The sequence below is a fragment of the Achromobacter sp. ES-001 genome, assembly GCF_019448355.1.
Classification (GTDB): Bacteria; Pseudomonadota; Gammaproteobacteria; order Burkholderiales; family Burkholderiaceae_B; genus Achromobacter; species Achromobacter spanius_B.
In genome coordinates this window covers 48,758-71,959 of the sequence record NZ_CP079940.1, presented here as the reverse complement: position 1 = coordinate 71,959, position 23,202 = coordinate 48,758, and the positions used below count along the sequence as shown (strand labels likewise).

General features: G+C 65.1%; 20 protein-coding genes, 1 pseudogene and 1 riboswitch. Of the genes and pseudogenes, 10 read left to right on the top strand and 11 right to left on the bottom strand.

Features of this window, described 5'->3' with window-relative positions:
- Window positions 1-31 precede the first annotated feature (31 nt).
- Window positions 32-925: a tRNA glutamyl-Q(34) synthetase GluQRS gene (gluQRS, locus tag KYT87_RS00325; RefSeq protein WP_046803987.1), complete on the top strand. Its 894-nt coding sequence runs from the start codon at window positions 32-34 to the stop codon at window positions 923-925.
- A 7-nt stretch (window positions 926-932) separates the two neighbouring features.
- Here the strand turns inward: gluQRS and KYT87_RS00320 are convergent, their stop codons facing one another.
- The gene (locus KYT87_RS00320) at window positions 933-3,560 is read right to left on the bottom strand and encodes a GDYXXLXY domain-containing protein (protein ID WP_219991494.1); all 2,628 of its coding nucleotides are present in this window, start codon (window positions 3,558-3,560) and stop codon (window positions 933-935) included.
- A gap of 62 nt (window positions 3,561-3,622) precedes the next feature.
- Here KYT87_RS00320 and KYT87_RS00315 point away from each other — a divergent pair, with 62 nt between their 5' ends.
- The 5 genes from KYT87_RS00315 to KYT87_RS00295 all read left to right on the top strand — a co-directional run bounded on the left by KYT87_RS00315 (window position 3,623) and on the right by KYT87_RS00295 (window position 9,967).
- Complete coding sequence (locus KYT87_RS00315; RefSeq protein WP_046803989.1) at window positions 3,623-6,271, top strand: DNA topoisomerase III; 2,649 nt, start codon at window positions 3,623-3,625, stop codon at window positions 6,269-6,271.
- Window positions 6,272-6,465: 194 nt separating this feature from the next.
- Complete coding sequence (locus tag KYT87_RS00310) at window positions 6,466-7,524, top strand: ABC transporter substrate-binding protein (RefSeq protein WP_046803990.1); 1,059 nt, start codon at window positions 6,466-6,468, stop codon at window positions 7,522-7,524.
- Entirely contained in the window at window positions 7,524-8,294 is a 771-nt protein-coding gene (locus KYT87_RS00305) for an ABC transporter ATP-binding protein (protein ID WP_219991493.1), read from the top strand. The genes KYT87_RS00310 and KYT87_RS00305 overlap by 1 nt, the downstream gene beginning before the upstream one ends.
- A 13-nt stretch (window positions 8,295-8,307) precedes the next feature.
- Complete coding sequence (locus tag KYT87_RS00300) at window positions 8,308-9,162, top strand: ABC transporter permease (RefSeq protein WP_120153330.1); 855 nt, start codon at window positions 8,308-8,310, stop codon at window positions 9,160-9,162.
- Window positions 9,163-9,187: 25 nt separating this feature from the next.
- Window positions 9,188-9,967, top strand: a complete 780-nt coding sequence (locus KYT87_RS00295) for an SDR family oxidoreductase (protein ID WP_219991492.1) — start codon at window positions 9,188-9,190, stop codon at window positions 9,965-9,967.
- Between the two features lie 4 nt (window positions 9,968-9,971).
- Here the strand turns inward: KYT87_RS00295 and ilvB are convergent, their stop codons facing one another.
- A complete protein-coding gene (gene ilvB, locus KYT87_RS00290) occupies window positions 9,972-11,798 on the bottom strand; it encodes a biosynthetic-type acetolactate synthase large subunit (protein ID WP_219992566.1) in 1,827 nt (608 codons plus the stop codon).
- A gap of 93 nt (window positions 11,799-11,891) precedes the next feature.
- On the opposite strand from ilvB, the gene KYT87_RS00285 reads away from it, so the two are divergent.
- The gene (locus tag KYT87_RS00285) at window positions 11,892-12,362 is read left to right on the top strand and encodes an Lrp/AsnC family transcriptional regulator (RefSeq protein ID WP_046803995.1); all 471 of its coding nucleotides are present in this window, start codon (window positions 11,892-11,894) and stop codon (window positions 12,360-12,362) included.
- An 8-nt stretch (window positions 12,363-12,370) separates the two neighbouring features.
- On the opposite strand, the gene KYT87_RS00280 is transcribed toward KYT87_RS00285, so the two are convergent.
- Window positions 12,371-13,291 carry a bestrophin family protein gene (locus tag KYT87_RS00280; RefSeq protein ID WP_104144636.1) on the bottom strand — a complete coding sequence of 307 codons (921 nt, stop codon included), beginning with the start codon at window positions 13,289-13,291 and terminating at the stop codon, window positions 12,371-12,373.
- 116 nt (window positions 13,292-13,407) lie between these two features.
- Here KYT87_RS00280 and KYT87_RS00275 point away from each other — a divergent pair.
- The 3 genes and pseudogenes from KYT87_RS00275 to KYT87_RS00265 all read left to right on the top strand — a co-directional run.
- Window positions 13,408-13,914: pseudogene (locus KYT87_RS00275) on the top strand (SET domain-containing protein); the annotation flags it as partial.
- Window positions 13,915-14,241: 327 nt separating this feature from the next.
- Window positions 14,242-14,396: riboswitch (FMN riboswitch) on the top strand.
- A gap of 112 nt (window positions 14,397-14,508) precedes the next feature.
- Window positions 14,509-15,222, top strand: a complete 714-nt coding sequence (gene ribB / locus KYT87_RS00270; protein ID WP_219991491.1) for a 3,4-dihydroxy-2-butanone-4-phosphate synthase — start codon at window positions 14,509-14,511, stop codon at window positions 15,220-15,222.
- 165 nt (window positions 15,223-15,387) lie between these two features.
- The gene (locus KYT87_RS00265; RefSeq protein ID WP_219991490.1) at window positions 15,388-16,038 is read left to right on the top strand and encodes a TetR/AcrR family transcriptional regulator; all 651 of its coding nucleotides are present in this window, start codon (window positions 15,388-15,390) and stop codon (window positions 16,036-16,038) included.
- Between the two features lie 34 nt (window positions 16,039-16,072).
- Here KYT87_RS00265 and KYT87_RS00260 read toward each other — a convergent pair whose 3' ends face one another.
- The 8 genes from KYT87_RS00260 to KYT87_RS00225 form a co-directional block, all read right to left on the bottom strand.
- Entirely contained in the window at window positions 16,073-16,588 is a 516-nt protein-coding gene (locus KYT87_RS00260) for a nucleoside 2-deoxyribosyltransferase (protein ID WP_046804000.1), read from the bottom strand.
- Between the two features lie 5 nt (window positions 16,589-16,593).
- Window positions 16,594-17,163, bottom strand: a complete 570-nt coding sequence (locus tag KYT87_RS00255; RefSeq protein WP_104144749.1) for a flavin reductase family protein — start codon at window positions 17,161-17,163, stop codon at window positions 16,594-16,596.
- A gap of 10 nt (window positions 17,164-17,173) precedes the next feature.
- A complete protein-coding gene (locus KYT87_RS00250; protein WP_219991489.1) occupies window positions 17,174-17,632 on the bottom strand; it encodes a nuclear transport factor 2 family protein in 459 nt (152 codons plus the stop codon).
- Between the two features lie 138 nt (window positions 17,633-17,770).
- Window positions 17,771-18,382 (bottom strand): NAD(P)-dependent oxidoreductase, encoded by a 612-nt coding sequence (locus tag KYT87_RS00245; RefSeq protein WP_046804001.1) that lies wholly within the window; start codon window positions 18,380-18,382, stop codon window positions 17,771-17,773.
- Window positions 18,383-18,575: 193 nt separating this feature from the next.
- Window positions 18,576-19,508 (bottom strand): 2-dehydropantoate 2-reductase, encoded by a 933-nt coding sequence (gene panE, locus KYT87_RS00240; RefSeq protein ID WP_219991488.1) that lies wholly within the window; start codon window positions 19,506-19,508, stop codon window positions 18,576-18,578.
- A gap of 144 nt (window positions 19,509-19,652) precedes the next feature.
- On the bottom strand, window positions 19,653-21,230 hold the full coding sequence (locus KYT87_RS00235; protein WP_219991487.1) for a type VI immunity family protein: 1,578 nt from the start codon (window positions 21,228-21,230) through the stop codon (window positions 19,653-19,655).
- Window positions 21,227-22,054, bottom strand: a complete 828-nt coding sequence (locus tag KYT87_RS00230; protein WP_219991486.1) for a VRR-NUC domain-containing protein — start codon at window positions 22,052-22,054, stop codon at window positions 21,227-21,229. The genes KYT87_RS00235 and KYT87_RS00230 overlap by 4 nt, the downstream gene beginning before the upstream one ends.
- A 233-nt stretch (window positions 22,055-22,287) precedes the next feature.
- Window positions 22,288-23,202, bottom strand: coding sequence for a DedA family protein/thiosulfate sulfurtransferase GlpE (locus KYT87_RS00225; protein ID WP_046804004.1), 915 nt, complete (start codon window positions 23,200-23,202; stop codon window positions 22,288-22,290).

Below are 23,202 nucleotides of genomic sequence, written 5' to 3'. Positions count from 1 at the left end.
AGGCTTTTTGCGGTTGCTGTGACCGGTTGCGATGCCGTACGTAGGCCGATTCGCCCCCAGCCCTAGCGGCCCGCTGCACGCGGGCTCGCTGGTGGCCGCGCTGGCCAGTTGGCTGGATGCGCGCGCCCACGGCGGGCGCTGGCTGCTGCGCATCGAAGACGTGGACACGCCGCGTACCGTGGCGGGGGCCGCCGACACGATCATGGCGCAACTGCGCGCATTGGGCTTGCACTGGGACGGCGACGTCCTGTGGCAGTCCCAGCGCAACGCCGCCTATCAATCCGCGTTTGACTCGCTTGACGCCCGTGGCCTGATCTACGGCTGCGGCTGCACGCGCCGTGAAATCGCCGATTCCGCATTGCGGGGCCAGACCGTGCCTGGCGCCGACGGCGAACGCCCCTACCCGGGCACCTGCCGCCACGGCCTGCCGCCTGGGCGCCAGGCGCGTGCTTGGCGCTTGCGGGTGCCCGACGGCGTTGAACATTTCGAAGACCGCTGGCTGGGTCCGCAAGAGCAGGACGTGGCTGCCGCCGTAGGCGACTTTGCCTTGCGGCGCGCCGACGGCTTGTGGGCGTATCAATTGGCGGTGGTGGTGGACGACGCGGAGCAGGGCGTGACCGACGTGGTGCGCGGCGCGGATCTGCTCAGTTCCACGGCGCGCCAGCGCGTGCTGGGCCGCCTGCTGGGCTTGCCGCCGCTGCGCTATCTGCACGTGCCGCTGATTCTGGATGCGGGCAGCGGCTTGAAGCTGTCCAAGCAGAACGGCGCGCCCCCCATCGACACCGGCGCACCGCTGGCCGCGCTGCAAGAAGCGTGGCGCGGTTTGGGTTTTGCGCCCATCGCGGCAACCGACCGGGAAGGCTTCCTGTCGGCGGCCACCGCGCACTGGGCGCGGCGCTTTCCGCTGTCATCCACTACAAATTAGTTTGCCGCTACAGCGGTTGCAGGTCTTCGCCCAGCATCCGCACCAGCAAGGCTTCGCCGTTTTCCGCCACGCGCAGTTCGCCATACCGTGCCACTTCAAAGCGCTTGGCCTCGCCCTCCTGGAAGAACCAGGCGTTGGTGACGATACGCACGCCGCGATCGCGGACGCGGTATCGCAACGGCACCTCGGTCGGTGCATGCGGCTGCGCGTCCGGCTGGATGCGCAACGGCGTGGCCACGCCGCGCGAATCGGCTTGCAGCATCACATAGCCGTCGGGTTCGAACCCCATCAGCGAATCCTCGTCCGCCAGGCGATCGCCCCCCAGCCGCAAGCGGGTGATGTCGCGGCTGGCGGCGAAATTCAGCGCCATGTAGTCGCCCTGCATCAACGAACGGGGATCGACCGGCGCCAGTTCCAGAATCACCACCTTGCCGGTAGCCAGCAGCTTTTCGCGCTGCCAGATGCCGCCATTGGCCACCACCAGCACCAGCGCCAGACCGCCCAGAATGGCCAGCGTGCGCCAGCGCAGCGGGCCGGACACCGGCGGCAGCGGCGCGCGCCGGTCGGGCGCCTGCGTACGCATCAGTCGGGGCACCAGCCAGACCAGGCCTCGCAGCACGAACAGCAGCAAGGCGCCTCCGCCCAGCCACAGCGCCTTTTGCAGCAAGGGCACATCCAGCTGGTAGTAATAGACGCCCAGATAAGCCAGCAGGCTGAGCACGCCGAAGATCACCAGCCGCAGCTGGTTCAGCCCAAAGCCCAGCAACAGCCAGGCCAGCGCAAAGCCCACGCCCGGGCTGGGCAGCCAGAAAAGCGCCAGGGCCAGCAAGGCGATGGGCACGCCCCAGGTGACGCCGCTCGTCAGCACGTAACGGCGCGGCCATAGCACCGCCAGCGCGGCGGCGGCCGGCAGCAGCGCACCGGCCACCACCAGCAACGCGCCCTGGGGATTCAGCTTCCACATGGCCGGCAGATGCAGGGCCGAGATGCCGCCCGCCAGCCAGACCATGCCTTGCACGGACAGCAGGAAGGCCCACGCCAGCGGCTCCATCGCGTGGCCGCGCTTGCCGCCCACACGATGGCTCCAGGTCAGGATGACGGCCGTGGCCCAGGCGCCGATCACGGCAATCGGCAGCCAGACGAAGCCGGCGCGGCCCGCGTCGAAGTACAGCCAGGCGTCCAGCAGGTCGTCGCGCATCAACTCCGGGGACAGGCCGCGCCAGATCAGGGCGGCGCCCGCCGCCGCGATCAACAGGCCCGACAGAAAACGCAGGATCACATCCGGCCCCAGCGCGTAGACCACCGCCGCCAGCAGCAATACAAATAAGCAGGCGCTGGTGAACGACGTGGAACTGGACAGCCCGTAGATGATGAGGATCTGGCCCGTGAAGGCCATCGCGGTGCCGCATTGGCGCCAGAATGGTCCGGCGTCGCTGCGCAGCACCGCCACGCCCGCGCCGCACAAAACCAGCCCGGCCACCAGCGCGCCTTCTTCCGACGTCACGATGCCCGAGAACGCCACGAACACCAGCAGCAGCAAAGTGGCCAGCCAGGCGCTCAGGCCCAGCAGGCATTGCACGTACCAGGGCGGTTCGGCATGCGGCATGGCGGCAGGGGCCAGTTGCACGACGGGGGTGCCGGCATCGCCGGATTCGACCGCGTTGCCCGCCGACGCGGCGGCCGGTTCGGCATCGGCGGTGACCAAGGCGGCGTCGGGTTCGGCGGCCAGCTTGCGCAACCAGCGCGCGGCCAGCACGGCCTCGGCCATGAGCAGGGCGGCCAGAGGCAGCGCAGCCCATACGCCGGGCTCCAGCCGCAACAGCCATTCGCCCACCACCCGCAGGGACACGCAGATGACGCCCGCCGCCAGCATGGCCAGAATGACCAGGTCGCGCCGGCCGCGCTGATAGTAAAAGCCCAGCCCCAGCGTCGCGGCCAGCCAGGCGATGCCGTTAAGCGAGCCCACCCCGCGCAGGATGAAGTCCCCGAACATCAGGGACAGCACCAGGGCGCTGATGGCGATGAAGGCCAAAACGCGCGGCCCGATCAGCGTGCTGGCCCGCCAGCGGCGCGCCGCCAGTTCCCAGCCCAACAGCAGCGTCAGGTTTAGCGCGGCCATGATGAGGTTGGGCAGGCCCGAGCCGTCATAGAGGGCATACCAGGTGAAGACGCGTTCGCCCAGCCACAATGCGGCCGCCACATTCAGCACCAGCGCCCACAACAGCCACACCGCCTGGCTGGCCGAAGCCAGCGCCCAGGGCAGCAGCAGAACCGCCCACCAGGCGAACAATTCCCAGGTATCGGCGCCAGTCTGGTAAGTTTGACCCAATAACGCGAGCAAGGCGCCCAGCAAGATGCCGGCCAATGCTAGAAGCGCGCCGGGGACGCTGCGCCGCACGCCAGGCGAGGCCCGAAGGCGCAAACCGGCCCAGGCCGCCGCCAACGCCGAGATCGCCAGCAAACCCTGCGTGCCGGCAAAGCGTTGCACTTTTGTCATGTCTTGCCAGTTGGCGGCAACCCAGCAAATCGCAGCGCTGCCCAGCAGCAAAACGCCTAGCCACAAGGTGCTTCGCGCCAAGAATTGACGCCAAGCGTGCAGTTCGGATCCCGCTTGCCTTTCAGTGCCGACTTGCATCTGGCGAATCTCCGATCTTATTATCCGCGCTACTAAGGCGGGACTACCGCCACTGGATACACATGAATAAAACGCTGATTATTGCCGAGAAGCCCTCGGTGGCCCTTGATATATCACGCGCCTTGGGAGGCTTTGCGCGCGAGGGCGACTATTTTGAAAGCGAACGTTACGTACTCGCATCCAGCATCGGCCATTTGCTGAGCTTGGTCGCGCCCAATGATCCGGTCAAGGGAAAGTGGAGCTTCGCGCACCTGCCCGTGATTCCGCCGGAATTCGAACTCGGCCCCACCGACAAGAAGTCGGCGGAACGCCTGAAGCTGCTGGTCCGCCTGGCCAAGCGCAAGGACGTGGATTCGATCATCAACGCCTGTGACGCGGGACGCGAGGGCGAACTGATCTTCCGCTACATCATTCAGTATGCGGGTGTGAAAAAGCCGATTCAGCGCCTCTGGCTGCAATCGATGACGCAGGCCGCCATCCGCGAAGCCTTCGCCAACCTGCGCGACGACGTGCAGCTCAAGCCGCTGGAAGCGGCCGCCCGCTCGCGCGCTGAAGCCGACTGGCTGGTCGGCATCAACGGCACGCGCGCCATGACCGCCTTCAACAGCAAGGACGGCGGCTTCTTCAAGACGCCGGTAGGCCGGGTGCAAACGCCCACGCTGGCCATCGTGGCCGAGCGCGAAGAGCGCATCCGCCGCTTCGTGCCCCGCGACTACTGGGAAGTGCGCGCCACCTTCATCGCCGCCGCCGGCTTGTACGAAGGCCGCTGGATCGACCCCCAATTCAAGAAAGACGACCGCGACCCGGAAAAGCGTGAATCGCGCCTGTGGTCCGCCGCCGCCGCGCAAAGCGTGGTGGCAGCCTGCCGCGACCAGCCGGGCAACGTCACCGAAGAATCCAAGCCGTCGACCCAGATGTCGCCGGCCCTGTACGACCTGACGTCGTTGCAGCGCGAGGCCAACGGCCGGTTCGGCTTTTCGGCCAAGACCACGCTGTCGCTGGCCCAGACCCTGTACGAACGCCACAAGGCGCTGACCTATCCGCGTACCGACTCCCGCTACCTGCCCGAGGACTACATCACCACGGTGCAGGAAACGATGCGCGCGCTGGCCACGGGCGGCTCGAACGCCGTGGGCGGCCTGTCGCGCCACGCGGGCACCGTCGTCAGCCAGCAGTGGGTGAAGCCCAACCGCCGCATCTTCGACAACAAGAAGGTGTCGGATCACTTTGCCATCATCCCCACGCTGCAAATCCCGCACGACCTGAGCGAAGCCGAGGCCAAGCTGTACGACCTGGTGCTCAAGCGCTTCCTGGCCGTGTTCTTCCCGGCGGCCGAATACCGCGTCACCACGCGCCTGACCGAAGTGCAGGGGCATCGCTTCCGCACCGACGGCAAGGTGCTGGTCACCCCGGGCTGGCTGGCCGTGTACGGCAAGGAAGCCCAAGGCGAAGACGCCAACCTGGTGCCGGTTGCCGATGGCGAAACGGTGCGCACGGAAGACGTCGAAGCCGTGGGCTTGTCGACCAAACCGCCCGCCCGCTTTAACGAAGGCACCTTGTTGTCCGCCATGGAAGGCGCCGGCAAGCTGGTGGACGACGAAGAACTGCGCGAAGCCATGTCCGAACGCGGGCTGGGTACGCCGGCCACGCGCGCCGCCATCATCGAAGGCCTGCTCAACGAGGTGTACCTGCGCCGCGAAGGCCGCGACCTGGTGCCCACCGCCAAGGCGCGCCAGCTGATGACGCTGCTGTCCGGCCTGGACGTGACCGAACTGACCTCGCCCGAACTGACGGGCGAGTGGGAACACAAGCTCAAGCAGATCGAGCAGGGCGGCCTGGGCCGCGAGGCCTTCATGCGCGAAATCGCGCAGATGACCCAGGTGATCGTCAAGCGCGCCAAGGAATACGAGCGCGACACGGTGCCCGGCGACTACGCCACCTTGCAAACGCCGTGCCCCAAGTGCGGCGCGGTGGTCAAGGAAAACTATCGCCGCTTTGCCTGCACCGCCTGCGATTTCTCGATCGGCAAGCATCCGGGCGGCCGCACGTTCGAACTGCCGGAAGTCGAAGAGCTGCTGGCCAAGCGCGAGATCGGTCCGCTGCAAGGCTTCATCAGCAAGATGGGCCGTCCGTTTGCCGCCATTCTGCGTATCAGCGACGAGTACAAGCTGGAGTTCGACTTCGGCCAGAACGACGAAGACGACACCGAAGCGGTGGACTTCTCCGGCCACACGCCGGTCGGCCCCTGCCCCAAGTGCCAGTCGCGCGTGTTCGAGCACGGCATGAGCTACGTTTGCGAAAAGTCGGTCGGGCCTGAGAAGACCTGCGACTTCCGCTCGGGCAAGGTCATCCTGCAACAGGAGATCTCGGCCGAACAGATGGGCAAGCTGCTGACCACGGGCCGCACCGACCTCTTGGACGGCTTTGTGTCCAGCCGCACGAACCGCAAGTTCAAGGCATTCCTGGTGCGTCAGCCCGACGGCAAGATCGGCTTCGAGTTCGAGCCGCGTCCTGAAAAACCGGGTCGCGCCCCGTCCAAGACCGCCTCGAAGACGGCGACGAAGACCGCAGCGAAGACGGCAGCGAAAAAAGCGCCGGCCAAGAAAGCGGCGGTGAAGAAAACCGCAACTAAGACAGCCACCAAGACGGCCACCAAGACCGCCGCCAAGAAGGCAGTCAAAAAGGCCGCGCCGAAGAAAACCGCTTCGTAACGGGAATCCAGGCGCAACGAAAAGGGCGGAGCCACTCGCCCCTGATCACGCCTGATCCCTTACCCGGCTGCCATTTGCCGACCCACGCCCGGACAACCCGGGCGTTTTCCATTGTTGGGCCGCACACGCTGGGGTATTGTTTACGCCAAACAGCGCCACCTAAAGCGCCAACCAAAAATCAATTCGAGGACGACATGACCCACAGCCCCCGCTTCACCACGCGCCGCCGCATCCTGACCGCCGCCGGCGCCCTGGCCGGTGTCGCCTTGCTTGACGGGCGCGTTGCGTTTGCCCAGCCTAAGCTGGGCCGCGTCGTCTACGGACAAGGCAGCATCGATCCCTTTTTCGCGGCCGGCTACGTGGCGCTCAAGAAGGGCTACTTCAACGAAGGCGGCCTGGACGTTGAATACCTGAATTCGCAAAGCGGCCCGCGCACCAACCAGCTGCTGGCGGCGGGCCAGATCGTGTTCGGCGCCACCGCCGCCACGGCCGCCCCCGCGCTGACCATTGCCGGCAAGGCCGCCACGCTGGTGTTCGGCTTTGACCGCAAGCTAACGTACGCCAACATCATCGTGCGCCGCGAAGACTTCGAAAGCGGCAAGATCAAGTCGTTGAAAGACCTGGCCGGCAAGCGCGTCGGCGCCACGCAACCACAGTCCAGCACCTGGCTGATGGCGCTGTACCTGATGCAGAAAGCCGGCGTGGCCGACAAGGTCGACATCCGGCCCCTGGGCGATCTGGCCACGATGCTGGGCGCACTCAAGACCGGCTCGGTATCCGCCAGCATGGCCACCATGTCGATGATGGAACAGGCTCGCCAGGAAGGCTGGGGCGTGCCGATTTTCGACGCCACCACCGAAGCCTCGTGGAACGAATTCATGGGCGGCGACGTGCCCGGCATTGCCGCGTTGACGCTGCAAGACACCATCCAGAAGCGCCCGGAAGTGGTGCAGGCCTTCGTCAGCGCAATGGTCAAGGCGCAGGACTTCATCACCGCCACCCCGGCCTCGGGCATCGCCGACGTCATCTACGACGACTACCTCAGCGCGTTCCCGCGCGCCGCCATCGAGAAAACACTGGGCGTCTACAAAGACACGGTGTTCTTGAAAGACAACATCATCACCGAAGACGCATACAACCGCATGACGGCCATCATGGGCGACGGCCGCCAGTTTTCCAATGACGAAATCAAGACCGTGCCCTATGCCAAATGCGTGAACATGAGCTTCGTGCGCAAAGCGCGGGGCCTTTGATGATTACGCTGGACAAGGTCGGCAAGGCGTACCAGTCACGCCAGGGCACGACGCATGCGGTGGGCGACGTCAGCCTGACCATCGAAGCGGGTGAATTCGTCTCCATCGTCGGCCCCTCGGGCTGCGGCAAGAGCACGCTGCTGAACATGATCGCCGGCTTTTTGCGGCCCACCACCGGCAGCATCCACGTGGATGGCCGGCAAGTGGACGGGCAGGTGCCGCCAGCACTGGGCTACATCTTTCAGAAAGACACCTTGCTGCCGTGGTTCAGCGTCAAGAAGAACGTGGCGCTGGGGCTGAAGTTTCACGGCGTGGCCGCCGACAAGATCGCGCAGCGCGTGGCCGAACTGCTTGAGCTTGGCCACCTGAGCGACTTCGCCGACGCCTTTCCGCACCAGCTGTCGGGCGGCATGCGGCGGCGCGTGGCGCTGTTGATGAGCCTGGCTGTCGAGCCGCGCATCCTGCTGCTGGACGAGCCCTTTGGCGCGCTGGACACACACACCAAGACGCACCTGCATCGCGAGCTGATGGAGATCTGGCGCAAGCTGGGCCAGACCATCGTGATGGTCACGCACGACCTGGACGAAGCCATCCTGCTGTCGGACCGCGTGGTGGTGCTGTCCGGCCCGCCCAGCCGCGTGCTGCTCGATGAACGCATCCGCATCCCGCATCCGCGCGACGTGTTCACGCTGCGTGAAACGCCGCAGTTCGTCGCCCATGTGCAAAGCCTCTGGAGCGTGCTGGGCCAGCAGTTCCGCGCCGCCGCCTGATTCTTCCTGCCCCATGATTCCGACTGAAACCTCAAATTCCTTGCAAGACCAGCTACGGCTGGACCGCCGCGCCGGCATCAAGCGCCGAGTCCGCATCACGTTGTGGCAGGTGCTGATTCTTGCCGTCATTCTTGGGTCATGGGAAACGCTGACGCGCATTCCGTGGTTCACGCAGAACACCTTGTTCGACCCCTTCTTCATCAGCCAGCCGTCCCGCGTGGCGGTGCGTTTGTGGGAATGGCTGCAACCCGGCCCGCGCTCGGTGTGGCCGCATCTTTGGCTGACCTTGCAAGCCACGATGGTGGGGCTGGTGGTGGGGGTGGGCAGCGGCTTTATCGTCGGCATGACGCTGAGCCGCAGCCGCTTCCTGGCCGACGTCTTCAACCCGTTCATCGTGGCGTTTAACTCGATGCCGCGCATCGCCTTCGTGCCCCTCATCACCATGTTCTTCGGCCTGGGGCTGGCTTCCAAGGTGGTGACATCGTGGTTCGTGGTGTTCTTCCTGGTGTTCTTCAACACCTACAAGGGCGGGCGCAGCGTCGAGCGTGAACTGGTGGACTTCTGCCGCACGCTGGGCGGCTCGCCGCGCCAGATCCTGTGGCGGGTGCGCATACCCACCGCCGCGGCCTGGACATTCGCCGCCTTGCCCAACGCCATCAGCTTTGCGTTGATTGGCGTGGTGCTGGCCGAATTCGTCGGGTCGACCACGGGCATGGGCTACCTGATGATCACCGCGCTGGCCACCTTGAACGCCACCGACATGTTCGCGGCCGTAACGCTGCTGTCCATCGTTGGTATCGCGCTGGTTTATTGTGTGACCTGGCTGGAACGGCGGCTGCTGCATTGGGCGCCGGAATTCAGGGAATGACCATAGAACATTCGGGACAGCATTGATGAGCACTCTTCCCTATTTGCGTAACTTCGACCTGACGGGCCAGGTGGCGCTGATAACCGGGTCCGCGCGCGGACTGGGCTTTTGCATTGCGCGCGCGTTGGCCGGCTGCGGCGCGCGCGTGTTGATCAACGGCCGCAACAGCGCGTCGGTGGACGCCGCCGTGGCCGAGCTGGCCGATGCGGGCCTGGACGCGCATGCCTTGCCGTTCGACGTCAGCAACGACGCCGACATGGCGCGCGCCTTTCAACGCATGGACGACGAGCATGGCCGGCTGGACGTGCTGGTCAACAACGTGGGCGCACGCAACCGCAAGACGCTGCGCGACACAACGCCGGCCGAAATCCGAGAATTGATCGATACCGATCTGGTGGCCGGCATGCTGCTGGCCAAGTTCGCGGCCGAACGCATGGTGCGCCAGGGCGGCGGGCGCCTGATCGCGATCACGTCGGTGGTGGGGGAATTGGCGAGGGCGGGCGACGCGGTCTATCCCGCCGCCAAGCAGGGTTTGACCGGCATGGTGCGCGCGCTGGCGGCAGAATTTGGCGGCCAGCACATCACCAGCAACGCCATCGCGCCGGGCACGTTCGCCACGGAAACCAACGCGGCCATGGTGGCGGACCCGAGCTTCGGCCCGCGCATCGCCGCGCGCAATCCGACGGGCCGGTGGGGCGAGCCGGAAGAAATCGCCGGCGCGGCGGTGTTCCTGGCGTCACCGGCCGCGTCCTACGTGAACGGGCACGTGCTGGTGGTGGACGGCGGCCTGTCGATCCAGTTCTAGGCGATCAGGTCGTCTCGTCTTGGTACCAGACGCCTTCGGCCAGCATCATCTTCTGGTGGCCGTGGCCCGCCGGCATCATCGGAAAGCAGTTCTCTTGCGCGGTCACCGCCACGTCAAGAAAGTACGGCCCGTCATGCGCCAGGCATTCGGCCAGCGCGGCGTCCAGCTTGGCCGGATCATCCACGCGCGCCGCGCCCCAGCCGAACGCGCGCGCCAGCGCCACAAAGTCAGGCAGCGACGCGTTATAGCTGTGGCTGTAGCGGCCGCCGTGGATCAGTTCCTGCCATTGGCGCACCATGCCCATGTAGCCGTTGTTGCACAGCACGACCTTCACGGGCGTCTGGTGTTGCATGGCGGTGGACAGTTCCTGGATGTTCATCAGCACCGATGCATCGCCGCTGACGCACACCACGGTCTTGTCGGGATGCGCCACCTGCGCACCGATGGCGGCGGGCACGCCATAGCCCATCGTGCCGGCGCCGCCCGACGTCAACCAGCGGTTCGGCTTGTCGAAACGCAGGTATTGCGCGGCCCACATCTGGTGCTGGCCCACGTCGGTGGACACGATGGCGTCGCGATCGGCCAGCGCGGCGTTCAGGCTGGACATCAGGTGCTGCGGCAAGATGGCGTCGGCGGCAGGCGTGAAGCCCAGGCAGTCCTGCGCGCGCCAGGCCTCGATGCGCTTGAACCACGGCGCCAGGCGCGCGGGCTCCAGCGGTGCGTCGCCCAGTTCGGCGCGCAGCGCGCGCACCAGCGGCAGGCAGTCGCCCACCAACGCCACGTCCACGCGCACCACCTTGTTGATGGAGGCGGGGTCGATGTCGATATGGATCTTGCGGGCGTGCGGGCAAAACTCGGACAGCTTGCCGGTGATGCGGTCGTCGAACCGGGCGCCGATGCACACGACCAGATCGGCGTTGTGCATGGCCAGGTTGGCTTCAACGGTGCCGTGCATGCCCAGCATGCCGACAAACCGCGGGTCGGATGCGGGGAAGGCGCCCAGGCCCATCAGCGTCAACGTGCACGGCGCGCCGGTGTGGCGCACCAGATCCGTGAAGGCCTGGCAGGCCTCAGGGCCGGCATTCACCAGGCCGCCACCGCCGTAGAAGATGGGACGCTTGGCCTGTGCGATCAACGCGGCGGCGCGGCGCACGGCCGACTGCGGCAACTTGGCCGCCAGCTTGCCCGACTGCCGGCGCGCTCGCAGCGCGGCCAGCTTTTGCTGCGACGGCAGGCCCGGCACATCGTCATCCGCGTCGCGCGGCACGGCCAGCTGGACGTCTTTCGGAAAGTCCACCAGCACCGGGCCGGGTCGGCCCTGCCGGGTCAGTTCAAAGGCGCGCCCCACCACGTTGGCCACGTCGTCCACGGCGCGGATCTGGGTATTCCATTTGGTGACGGAACGCGAAATGCCAATGGCATCGCATTCCTGAAAGGCGTCGGTGCCGATCGCGGCGGTAGCGACCTGGCCGCTGATGCACAGCACCGGAATCGAATCGCACATCGCGTCCAGCAGGCCGGAGGTGGTGTTGGCCATGCCGGGGCCGGAGGTCACGAACACCACGCCCGTGCGGCCGGTGCTGCGGGCATAGCCCTCGGCGGCGTGCACGGCGGCCTGCTCATGGCGCACCAGCACGTGGCGCAGGCGCGGCTCGGCGTACAAGGCGTCGTACAGCGGCAGGACCGCGCCCCCCGGGTAGCCGAACACGGTATCGACGCCGTTCGCAATCAGCGTATCGAGCAGAATCTTGGCCCCGTTGGCAGGAGGGGCTTCGGTGGCGGCTAGCGCGGCGGCGGCGGTGGAGTGCAGGCGATCGTTCATGCTATCTATCTTATTCGTAGGCGCGCAGAATTTTTATCTTCTTTTCCACGAATACGGGTGAGCCGGAGTAAATTCATCTTTGATTTGGAGGAATCAAAGAAAATGAACCTGGACAAGTTTGACCTCGCCATTTTGAAGGTGCTGCAAGAGAACGCGCGCGCCAGCTTGAATGAGATCGGCGCGGCGGTGGGGCTGTCGTCTACCCCTTGCTGGAATCGCATCAAGCGGATGGAGGGCGCCGGCGTCATCCGGGGCTACACCGTGGACATCGACCCGGCCAGCCTGGGCTTCATGGACACGGTCATCGTGCATGTGACGCTGGAAAGCCACAGCGAAGAAACCTTGTACGAGTTCGGCCGCGCGCTGGCGGCCATCCCCGAAGTGCTGGAAGCGTTTCTGGTGTCGGGCGATTACGACTACTACATCCGCATCGCCGTGCGCGACACGCGCGACTACGAACGGCTGCTGCGCGAGCAGCTGTACCGCATCCCCGGCATCCGCCACAGCAAGTCTTGCTTTGTGCTGCGTCGGCTGAAGGAAACCATGCTGCCGCTGACCGGCCCGGTGGCCTGAAGCGGCGCTCAGCGCAGGATGTAGTCCTGCGGCACGGCCGGTTCCGGTAGCGGGCGCACGCCCAGGCCTTCCAGCAAATCGATCTCGATGACGCGGGCCAGCGCCGACAGGGGCAGGTCGTTTTCTTCCAGGCCGAAGGGGTCCTCAAGCTCGTCGCCCAACGCGTCCAGCCCAAAGAAGGTGTAGGCAATGATGATGACCGCCACGGGCGTCAGATATTCCAGCGTGCCCACCAGGCCAAACGGCAGCAGCAGGCAGAACAGCCATGCCGTGCGATGCAGCAGCAAGGAATACGCGAACGGACAGGGCGTGAACTTGATGCGTTCGCAGGCGGCCTGGATGGCGGCGCACTGGGCTACGCGTTGGGTCAGGCCCTGGTAAAGAATGTCGCTGAGTTCGCCGCGCCGCAGGCAGCCGGCCAGATCCCGGTTGATGGCCATGAGCAGGGCGTCGGGCACGTTGCGGCAACCGGCCAGCGTGTCCAGTTCGTCTTGCTGCACCCAGGGGCGCACCGCATCGACCATGTCCTGCCCGCGCAGCCGCGCCGCCAGGCCATAACCGAAACCGATGCAGCGCCGCACCAGCCGTTCCTGGATCGGGTTGGCGGTGCTGGCGGCCAGCAGCACAGCGCTTTCGCGCGCCAGGCTGCGCGCCTGCACGATCAGGTCGCCCCATTGCTTGCGGGCTTCCCACCAACGGTCATAGCAGACGTTGTTGCGAAACCCCATGAACACCGACAGCGCCAGCCCGAACAGCGAAAACGGCACCGCCGTCAGGTGCGCGGGCGAGAACCACTGGCGGTGGTACATCCACACCACCACGCAGGACAACAGCGTGATGACGAGGATCCTGCTGAGAATGCGCGGGATGATGGAACCGCGCAACACAAAGAACAAACCCAACGCGGAAGGCCGCGGACGGACGATCATGATGAATATCAAGTAAAGACAAGGCGGCGCTCACTATACGCCTGTCATCCGTGTCACAAGCGCGTCGATATAATTCTGTTTCGTCTCATTCCCCCACCGTCTCGCCCCACGCCTCCATGACCACCGAAGCCACCCCGATCAAGCCCTGGCACGTCGTTCGCCGCTCGAAGTTGCATGGCAATGGCGTCTTCGCCGCCCGCAAGATCCCCGCGGGCACACGCATCATCGAGTACGGCGGCGCGCGCATCAGCGCCAAGGAAGCCGACCGGCGCCATCCGACCAACCCGGACGATCCGTTCCACACGTTCTTCTTCGCGCTCAGTTCCGGCCGCGTGATCGACGGTGGCGACCAAGGCAATGACGCGCGCTGGATCAACCATTCCTGTCAGCCCAATTGCGAAGCGCAGGAAGGCAAGCACGGCAAGCGCGTCTACATCGTGGCCTTGCAGGACATCCCGCGCGGCACCGAGCTGTCGTACGACTACGGGCTGGTGCTGGACGGCCGCATCACCAAGGCGCTGAAAGAAGGCTACCGCTGCCTGTGCGGCACCCCGCCGTGCCGAGGCACGATGCTGGCGCTGCCGAAGAAGAAGACGGATAAGAAGGCATCGAAGGAAGCGGCGGAAGCGGTGGTGGAGAAGGTGGAGAAGGTGGCGGAGCCGCGGACGAAGGCCGCAGCGAAGAAGGCAGCACCGAAGAAGGCAGCACCGAAGGAGGCTGCAACGAAGAACGCAGCGACGAAGAAGGCTGCACCGAGAAAGGCAGCACAGAAGAAGACTGCACTGAAGAAGGCAGCAACGAAGCGGGCAGCAACCAAAACGGCCCCGACCCAGGCGGCCCCGGCCGACAAATCCGTCCCCTGAAACTCGGCGTACACGCTCCCCGCCCGGCCTGTCCCACTCCCCGCGCGGACAGGCGTACAATCGCCGATGTCGTTAACACGACATGCAGTACGTCTTCAGGGCGGGGTGCAATTCCCCACCGGCGGTATGCCATGCAATGTGGCGAGCCCGCGAGCGCCCGGCGTCCTTCACGGACATCGGGGTCAGCAGATCTGGTGAGATGCCAGAGCCGACGGTCATAGTCCGGATGAGAGAAGATGTGCCGGCACAACACCCCTCATCCAGGCGCACTTGCGCCTGGAACGTCGTATTGTGCTTGGCTGTCGATTAGCCCTGAAACGTTTTTCGCCCCCTTCATTTTGCGAGAGCGTTTCAATGTCCAACCTCAATACCCCGCAGTCCCTCCCCAGCCTGGCTTCGCAACCGTTCGCCGCCCGTTTGCAGCGCGCGCTGCATCATCTGCGCCTGGGCCGTCCCGTCATCCTCATGGACGACTTCGATCGCGAGAACGAAGCTGACCTTATCGTCGCCGCCGACAAGCTGACCGTGCCCGTCATGGCGCAACTGATCCGCGACGGCAGCGGCATCGTCTGCCTGTGCCTGCCCGGCGAAACGCTGGACCGCCTGGAACTTCCGCCCATGGTCACGCGCAACCAAAGCCGCTTCGCCACCGCATTCACCGTGTCGATCGAGGCGCGCGACGGCGTCAGCACCGGCGTGTCCGCCGTGGACCGCGTCACCACCATCCGCGCGGCGATTTCGCCGACCGCGCAAAGCGAAGACATCGTGAGCCCCGGCCACGTCTTCCCGCTGCGCGCGCAGCCCGGTGGCGTGCTGACGCGACGCGGTCACACCGAAGGCTCGGTCGACCTGGCCGTGCTGGCCGGCCTGCGCCCGGCCGGCGTGCTGTGCGAACTGATGAACCCCGACGGCACCATGATGCGCGGCGCCTCGCTTGAACGCTACGCCGCCCAGCACGGCCTGATCGCCCTGACCATCGCCGAACTGGCCGACCACCTGCAACAGCTGAAAGACGGCCAGACGCAGCCCGTGGACGACGAAGTGCTGGAAATGGCCGCCACGGTCTGACGTCGGCCATTGAGAAAGCGTGCGTGAAAAGGGCGTGGCGATCTGACACCATCGCGACTGAATTCGTCGATGGCATAATCCGCGCTTGCGGGTAAAAAATCAGATTGCCTGCCGTAAATTCCATGAGCCATTGCTCAGGTTTGATACTCGCCTTTCAACGCATCCATGACCGCCATTCCCCAGCCCCGAAAATCGCCGCGCCAGCTCCGTTCCCAGCACACCGTCGACACGATCCTGCAAGCGACGGCTCACGTTCTGGCCTCGCACGGCTACGCGGGCACCAACACCAATCTGATCGCTGAAACGGCGGGTGTCAGCGTCGGGTCGCTGTACCAGTACTTTCCCAACAAGAACGCGCTGATCGCGGCGCTGCACCAGCGCCATGACAACCAGATGCTGGATGTCATCGACGATGTGCTGAACAGCAATCCCGCCGCGACGCTGAAAGAGCGCGTGGCCGCCATCGTGCAGGCCATGCTGCACGCGCACCTGCTGGAACCCGCGCTGCACCGCGTGCTGGAACGGGAATTCCCCTTGTTCGACACGCCGCGCGAACACAGCATGGCCGACCAGGACATTCACCGCCGCATGCGGCATCTGCTGGAACTGCACCGGGCCGAGATCGCGCAGCAGGATCGCGATCTGGCGACTTATGTGGTGCTGCGCATCATGGAATCGCTGGTGCACGCGGCGGCGTTGGAGCCGCCCGCGGGCTTTTCCACCGAGAAGCTGGAAGAGGCCGTGGTGGATGCGGTGATGGGGTATCTGGGTACGCCGGTGGCGAAGAAGGCAACGCGCAAGAAGGCGGCGAAGTAAGTGGTGGCGAAGTAAGCGGCGGCGACTGGCGCTATTACCGGCTCCCGCCGGCGTCCTGCGCCATGCGGGCCAGGCAATCGGAAGCCTTGCCCACCACAATGCGCGCACTGCACGCCAGCATCAGGTTCAGATTCAAGCCGAAGTCTTCCACCGTGTAGCCATCGGCGTCGACCATGCGCGCGGCGCCGTCGTCGGCCGCCGCCCCCACCGCCACCTGATCGATCAGCGATCCCGCCTGGCTGGTATAGCCCCATACCGGTTTGCCGCAGGCGATGGCGTAGCCCACCTCGAAGGCCGTGCCCGAATCCGGCTCGGTACCCCGGAACGCATTCAAGTTGGCCATCACCATGTCGGCACGCCGGATCAGCGCGACGTTCTCGCGATAGATCCACTGCGCCAGTGCCGCGCCCGACAGGTCTTGCGGCGCCGTATTGTCCAAGGGAAAAAGCCCCTCGAATCCGTACGTCGCGCACAAGGCCTTGAGCCGCTGGCCATGCGCCACGGCATCGGGCAGGAAGACGTCGAACCCCGCAAGATACACGCTGCGCATAGGGGCTACTCCGGTTCTGAAACGTTGAAGGGCTGGCCGGTGGCAAAGAACGAACCGCCCGCCACATAGTGAATCGAACGGCGCTCGTCTTGGGGGAAGTGCCAGCGGTTTTGCGAGAACACATCGGGCGCGGCCCACGCGGCCACGACTTCGCCGATGAACAGATCATAAGCCTGCTGGTTGTGCGGTTCGGGCACGACCTTGCATTCCAGCCAGCCCAGGCAGTCGCTGACCAGCGGCGCGCCGATCTTGCTGGCGGCAAACGTGGTCAGCCCGCAGTGTTCGAACTTGTCCACGCCCCGGCCCGTTTCCGAGCCCACCTTCAAGGTGGCCGCGGCCTGCGCGCGCGACGGTATGCACAGCGCGAATTCGCCCGATGCTTCGATGAGTTCGCGCGTGTAGGTGTTCTTGTCCACCACCACCAGCATCTTGGCCGGATTGAAATCCAGCGGCATCGCCCACGCGGCCGCCATCACGTTGCGCGATGCGCCATGGGCGCTGGTGACCAGCACGGTGGGGCCGTGGTTCAACAGCAGGTAGGACCGGGGCAACTCTACGGCTTCGATGCGTGACATGGCGGCCTTGTTAGAACATGCCATTCTGATTGGCGGGGTTCTCGGGAATTTCCTGGCTGACGTCCCAGTGTTCGACGATCTTTCCTTTGTCGACCCGAAAGATGTCGACGATGGCCTGACCCCGATCTTCAGGCGAATCACGCCATTGATTGTGGATCACCACCAGATCGCCCTCGGCGATCACACGCTTGATGTCGACGATGGCTTGCGGATGCTGGCCGAAATAAGGCGGGAAGAAATCAACCATGGGGCTGACGCCCTCACGCATGTAAGGGTTGTGCTGCACATAGTTGGGGCTGACGTACAGGCGCACGGCCTCATCGACGTCGCGGTCCTGGAACATCATGCGAAAAAACGCAACGACGATCTCCTTGTTCGACTGCGGCGCGGCCGCCAGCGCGGGCGCGCAGGCCAGGCTTTGGGACGCAAGCAGCACACAGGCGGCCAAGGATTTGCACTTCATACGCATACGGACAACTTCTGGATACGCCGGCTGGCGGCCTGCCAGTTTACAAACAAAAAGGCGGGTTCCGGCAGGCTTGCACAATTGAAAAAGGAGCCCTTGACGGGCTCCCAGGTACCTTGGCGGCAGGGGCCGGCGGCGGCTTCAGTAGCCCACCGTGTAGCGGCGGCGCGCATGCTGCGGGGTTTCGATTTCGTCGGCCAGCGCAATCGCGTAGTCCTCCATCGAAATCCAGCTCTTGCCTTCGTCATCGGCCAGCAGGTGGTCTTCGCCCAGGCGGAACTGGCCGGTGCGCTCGCCCGGCTCAAACATTGCCGAGGGCGACAGGAACGTCCAGTTCAGCACCTTTTCCTGGCGCAGCGTGTCCAGGAACACGACGCCGGCGCGCGCCTCGGGTTTGTAGGCATCCGGAAATTCGGGGGTGTCGATCAGCAGCGTGCCGGGCGCCACCAGCAGGCTGCCCGCGCCGCCGACCACCAGCAGGCGCGGCACGCCCGCGTTCTTCACGGCGGCGATCAGGGGCTTGGCGTCGGTCGACACGAAGCGCGTGGCGCTGACCACGGCGTCGTGGCCGGCCAGCAGGGGGGTCAAGGTGGCGGGGTCGGTGGCGTCGCCCTGCTGGATGGTCAGGCCGGGCTGGGCGTTGACGTCGGCTGGGTTGCGGGCGATGCCCGTTACCTGGTGGCCGCGCTTGAGCAGTTCGTCCGCCACGCGCGAGCCCACACGGCCCGTGATTCCGATCAATGCGATTTTCATGGTCTTGCTCCTGGGAAAGGGGCGGGGCGGCAGGCGGTGCACGATGCGCCGCCTGCCGCCCCGAATCTGGCAATCCATACTATTCGGTCAATTCCGAACAACAAACCCATCAAAAGGGACGAGTTTTTTGCAATCCATGCATCAATGGATCATGAATCAATGGATCATGAACCCATAGACCCACCCGGACCAATCAACCGGCAGCGGCCGCGCGCTGCGCCTGATACACCTGCAAATGCGAATAGGCCACGCGCAGATAGGTCGCGTCCACGCCCAGCGTGTGGGCGCGATGCACCATGTCGCCCACAATGTGGTCCGCTTCCACCGGCAGGCCCTGGCGCAGGTCGCGGAACATGGACGCCGTCATGGGTTGCGTGCGGTCGCTGATCAAGTTCTGCACAAACGCATCGGCCTCCGGACGCACCGCATGGCCGGAAGCGGCGGCCACGGCCTGCGATTCTTGCAGCAGGCTTTTCAGGATATCGATGCCGTCGTCGGTGGACGCAATCTGGCCGATCGAGCCGCGCATCAGGCACGTGGCGGCGGCCAGCGTGGTCAGCATCACGTACTTTTCCCACATGTCCTGGTGGATGTCTTCGCTAAGGCGGCTGACATATTCACCGCCGGCCAGAGCCTGTTCCAGCGCCACGCAACGCTCGCTGCGCGCCGGGCCCGCGCGTTCGCCGAAGACGATATTCGCGTGCTTGCCCAGGTGCACCACTTCGCCGTCCGGGCCCAGCGTGGCGTTGATCTGGCACAGCCCGCCCAACACGCGATGCGGTTCAAATTCGCGGTCCAGCACGTCGTATTGCAGCACGCCGTTCATGATGGGCAGCACGGCGGTGTCCGGACCGACAGCGGGGCGGATGGCGTCGATGGCGCTGGCCAGGTCGTACGCCTTGCAACTGAGCACAACCACGTCATAGGTGCCTTGCAGCGTCTGCTGCGTGACCAGCTTCGGATGCAAGGTGGCATCACCGAGCGGGCTCTTGATGCGCAAGCCTTGTTCGCGCAAGCGCGCGGCGCGCGGTTCGCGCACCAGAAAGGTCACATCCGCGCCCGCCTGCGCGGCGCGCCCGCCGAAATATCCGCCCGTGCCGCCGGCACCCAAAAACAACAACCGCATTCGTCTCTCCTGTAGCCGCCCACCTGTATTGCGGGCTGAACTGGAATTATGCGCTTGGCAACAAGCCTCGCCCACCCCGGCGTGCATCCAAACGAGCCCGCGCGGCCACAACGCGTCGCAGGGCCGATCATCAGCCTGGGCCGGTTATTTCATGAATGTCACCAGTACCCAGGTGACGTCCTGCCCATTGATCTGCGGGAAGATCGTCTGATGCATGAAGGTCTGGGGGCCCGTGGCAAATTCCTGGCACGTCCATGTGCCGGGGTAGGGGCAGGCCTGGCCCGACCGACCGTGCGCGGCGCCCGCGGGCGCGGCCACGGCTTCGTGCATCCACCGCCACGTTATTGGGCGCCCTTGGTACGCCGGCAAGGGCTCATGTTTGGCCACGACGCACCAGACGTCGGCCACTTCGTGCGCGCGCCACTGACCGGCGCGAGGGGCAAGCTGGCCCGTTTCAGCGCCGCGCGCCGGTTCAGGTTCAGGCGCCCGCTGGTCGATATCGCGTTGCCAGATGACGCGCCCGCGCGAGGTGTCCTGGGAGATGGGTGGCGCGACGTCGTCGGCCTTGAAGTAGCGGCGTGACTGGTCTTGCGCCAGCGTGTACCACCAGCCCTCAGACGGAATCGTGCTGCCCGCGACGACGTGGGTGGGTACGGGATCGACCGCCGGCGCCCCCGGTTCATGACCACGAATATCCGGCGTGGGCCAATCGCTGTCATCGTCGAACCGCGCCAGCCAACGCTGAGTGTCGCGACGGTTGAAGCGTTCGTTCGGGTCGCCGTCCCATTCGCCAAAGCCGACCAGATCCAGCTGCGGGTGGCGAATTCTGCGCAGCAGCCGGTTGAGCAAAACGGGAAGCGCGGGCACGCCGTCTTCCACCGGATAGAGCTCGGGTTGCGGCCCCAGCTCGATCCAATGACCGCCACTGAGGGCGTCGATACGGATACGCGGATCGGCAAGTTGCGCGATCACGTCTTCGCTGGAAAGAGACGCCTTATTGCGCCAGATGTCGGACAGGAAGAAGCCCCAGGTGGGTGGACGGATGCCGGAAGGCAACTGCGGCGTGAGCGACATGCCGAATGGGTAATCGGTATCCAGGCCATAAAAATGTGGCGCCAACGCGCGATCCCATACCGCTGTTTCGGCACGCATGCCGAATTCCAGCGGGTTTCCCATTGAAAAGCCGCTGTAGACCTGGGCCGGCTTCAGGCGGCCGATCGCATCCAGCACGAACCGCCGCCACGCGTCCTTGTTCTCCAGCCACCATTGCCAGCGGTAATAAAACTGGATCGATGAATAGTCTTCTCCTCCATCGCGCCAGTCGGCCGTTCGCCACAAGTACGCAGAATGAAGCGGCGAACTTTGATGGTTCTTTTCGTCGGTGAACTTCGCCGAAAACGTCTTTTCGACCGGGATCAACCTTGCCCATTCCCGTATGTCGCCAAGCCGCTTTGATCCATAGGAGTGTGGACGTTCGGAATGGGGATGCGTCGCGATGGTGAAAGGGTGGCCCAGCAACTTTTCGAACGCTTCCTTCACTTCTATCATCGCCAGCGTTGTCTGAAGACAGTGCGCTGGCTGGTAGCTGAAGTAGAACGTCAAGAACAACGTGGTCGACAGTTCAAAGTCACCGTAGCCAATGGAAGTGTGCGGCCACTTTTTCAGATCGTCGATCATGCCGGACAGGTCATCGTCGTCAATCAAGGGATGGCTCGTACTCATCGTCTTTTCCTTGGCGGCTGCACGCCGCTGGAGTCCTTTGCGGGGCGGAATCCGGTGCAGTCCTCCGGGACGCGAAGCAAAGCAACCTTGTCGGTATTCCTGTTCATCAGCCTCACATAGTCCTGCATCTGCACATCCCTGACCCAGTCGTTCGGAAACTTGATCTCCACCGCCGCGAACACGTTGTCGACCTCAAACGGCTGCTGGCGGTATTCCACGATGACCAAATCCGGCGCCAGGCTGCCTTTCGGCCTTGGCCAGAAGGGGAAATATTCACTGATGCGCAGGGGTCGCGTCGGCGGGTCACCCAGCATCGCCGCGCGCGACGCGGCGTTGTAGTTAGGTTCCGCTTTCAAAGGGCTTTGCCACGCCAGCAGGTCATCCACCGCTTCAAACACCAGCGACGCCGTGGTCTGCTTGAGCGCGATATCGATCGTGGTTTCGATGACCTCGCCCGGGATCTTCTTGCGTATCCGTCTGGGCACGACCAGCGGTGACTTCAGCGCCCACTGGCACACCATGCTGATTACCGGCCGGAATGGGATCTTGCGTCCGATGTACTGCCGGTACGTCACGTTTTCACGGCGGCCGCGCGACACCGTGACGTTGCCGCCAGTGCGCACGAACGTCGAGCTCTTGATGTCGATCTCTTTCTTCATGCCGCTGATGGCATCTTTCAGGATGGTCTGGACCTCGTTCTTGCGCTGGCCGATCTGCGCCAGCGTCTCGGCCGTTTCGATGGCGGTTTGCGCCGTTTCGTAGGCGGCGTAAGCACGGTAGGCGCGATATCCCCAGATAAGCGCACCGACAACAGGGGCTGCCATGCAAGACCTCCTTGTCGACGGGAACCAGGCCGGCATGCAAGAGGCACGGCGCCCTGGACCTCAACCCGAAGCCAAGATCTTGCGCAATAGACGCGGGGCAGGTCTATAGGAGGAGTCTGATAGCGCGTATCAGGGGGAGCCGAATTCCGACATCGCGCAAGACGGTTGGCCAGGGACCAGACCGGGCAACCGGGTGCCACGGGTCACCGGTCTCACGTGTCGCCCGCTTTCGATCAAGCCTCTTGATTGCGCTCCATCCACGCTTCGTAGCCGCCGCGCAGCGCCCACGTCTTGGGGTATCCCGCGGCGCGCAGGCGCGAGGCGAGCAGTGCGGCCGAGACCTCGTTCGGGCAGGCGCAATAGACCACGATGTCGGAATCCAGCGCCTGCGCGTCCAGCTTGGGCAGGGGCGCCTTCAGGTCCACGGCGATGGCGCCGGGAATGCGCGCGCCGTCGCCTTGCGCGTCGGGCCGCACGTCAAAGACCAGCGTGTTGCGGCCGTCCTGACGCCATTGCATCAGCTCGTCGACCGACACGCGCGGGATGACGCGCAGGCTGCGCAGCAGGATCTTGCGGCGCAAAAAGCGCGCCAGTATGTACAGCGCCAGCACCGCCGCCAGCACACCCAAACCCATCGGGCCGTAGGTGCCCAGCACATCCAGCACGTCGTTGATGACGCTGTGGAACAGCCCGCCCAGCAGCAGCGCGGAACCCGCCCAGATCATCGCGCCGACCAGGTCGTAGACCAGGAAGCGCCGATACGCCGTGCCGGTCAGCCCGGCCATGACGGTGGACAGCGCGCCCGCGCCGGGCAGGAACTTGCACACCAGCAAGGCGCGCACGCCAATGCGCAGGTACAGGCGCTGCGTCTGGCGTATGCAGGAATCCTGCGACAAGGACATCTTGCAAACCACGCCCAACAGCCGCGCGCCATATCGGCGGCCGGCCACATACCAAAGCGTGTCGGCCAACAGGCAGGCAACGGTTGCGGCCAGCCACGGCGCGAGCCAACCCGCCGCGCCGCCCAACGCACCGGCAGCGATCAACATGGGGTAGGCGGGCACGGGCAGGCCCGCCTGTTCGACCAGGACGTTGGCGAACACCAGCCACCCGCCGTATTGCTCGAGCAGCAATTGAATGTCTTGCAT

Excerpts from the sequence above, each read along its gene's own strand:
- KYT87_RS00295 (WP_219991492.1), top strand. The coding sequence starts at position 9,188 with ATGAGCACTCTTCCCTATTTGCGTAACTTCGACCTGACGGGCCAGGTG.
- KYT87_RS00300 (WP_120153330.1), top strand. The coding sequence starts at position 8,308 with ATGATTCCGACTGAAACCTCAAATTCCTTGCAAGACCAGCTACGGCTG.
- KYT87_RS00250 (WP_219991489.1), bottom strand. The coding sequence starts at position 17,632 with ATGCGTATGAAGTGCAAATCCTTGGCCGCCTGTGTGCTGCTTGCGTCC.
- KYT87_RS00230 (WP_219991486.1), bottom strand. The coding sequence starts at position 22,054 with ATGGCAGCCCCTGTTGTCGGTGCGCTTATCTGGGGATATCGCGCCTAC.
- KYT87_RS00285 (WP_046803995.1), top strand. The coding sequence starts at position 11,892 with ATGAACCTGGACAAGTTTGACCTCGCCATTTTGAAGGTGCTGCAAGAG.
- KYT87_RS00305 (WP_219991493.1), top strand. The coding sequence starts at position 7,524 with ATGATTACGCTGGACAAGGTCGGCAAGGCGTACCAGTCACGCCAGGGC.
- KYT87_RS00260 (WP_046804000.1), bottom strand. The coding sequence starts at position 16,588 with ATGCGCAGCGTGTATCTTGCGGGGTTCGACGTCTTCCTGCCCGATGCC.
- ribB (WP_219991491.1), top strand. The coding sequence starts at position 14,509 with ATGTCCAACCTCAATACCCCGCAGTCCCTCCCCAGCCTGGCTTCGCAA.
- KYT87_RS00315 (WP_046803989.1), top strand. The coding sequence starts at position 3,623 with ATGAATAAAACGCTGATTATTGCCGAGAAGCCCTCGGTGGCCCTTGAT.
- gluQRS (WP_046803987.1), top strand. The coding sequence starts at position 32 with ATGCCGTACGTAGGCCGATTCGCCCCCAGCCCTAGCGGCCCGCTGCAC.
- KYT87_RS00255 (WP_104144749.1), bottom strand. The coding sequence starts at position 17,163 with ATGTCACGCATCGAAGCCGTAGAGTTGCCCCGGTCCTACCTGCTGTTG.
- KYT87_RS00280 (WP_104144636.1), bottom strand. The coding sequence starts at position 13,291 with ATGATCGTCCGTCCGCGGCCTTCCGCGTTGGGTTTGTTCTTTGTGTTG.
- KYT87_RS00265 (WP_219991490.1), top strand. The coding sequence starts at position 15,388 with ATGACCGCCATTCCCCAGCCCCGAAAATCGCCGCGCCAGCTCCGTTCC.
- KYT87_RS00320 (WP_219991494.1), bottom strand. The coding sequence starts at position 3,560 with ATGCAAGTCGGCACTGAAAGGCAAGCGGGATCCGAACTGCACGCTTGG.
- KYT87_RS00310 (WP_046803990.1), top strand. The coding sequence starts at position 6,466 with ATGACCCACAGCCCCCGCTTCACCACGCGCCGCCGCATCCTGACCGCC.
- KYT87_RS00245 (WP_046804001.1), bottom strand. The coding sequence starts at position 18,382 with ATGAAAATCGCATTGATCGGAATCACGGGCCGTGTGGGCTCGCGCGTG.
- KYT87_RS00225 (WP_046804004.1), bottom strand. The coding sequence starts at position 23,202 with ATGCAAGACATTCAATTGCTGCTCGAGCAATACGGCGGGTGGCTGGTG.
- KYT87_RS00235 (WP_219991487.1), bottom strand. The coding sequence starts at position 21,230 with ATGAGTACGAGCCATCCCTTGATTGACGACGATGACCTGTCCGGCATG.
- panE (WP_219991488.1), bottom strand. The coding sequence starts at position 19,508 with ATGCGGTTGTTGTTTTTGGGTGCCGGCGGCACGGGCGGATATTTCGGC.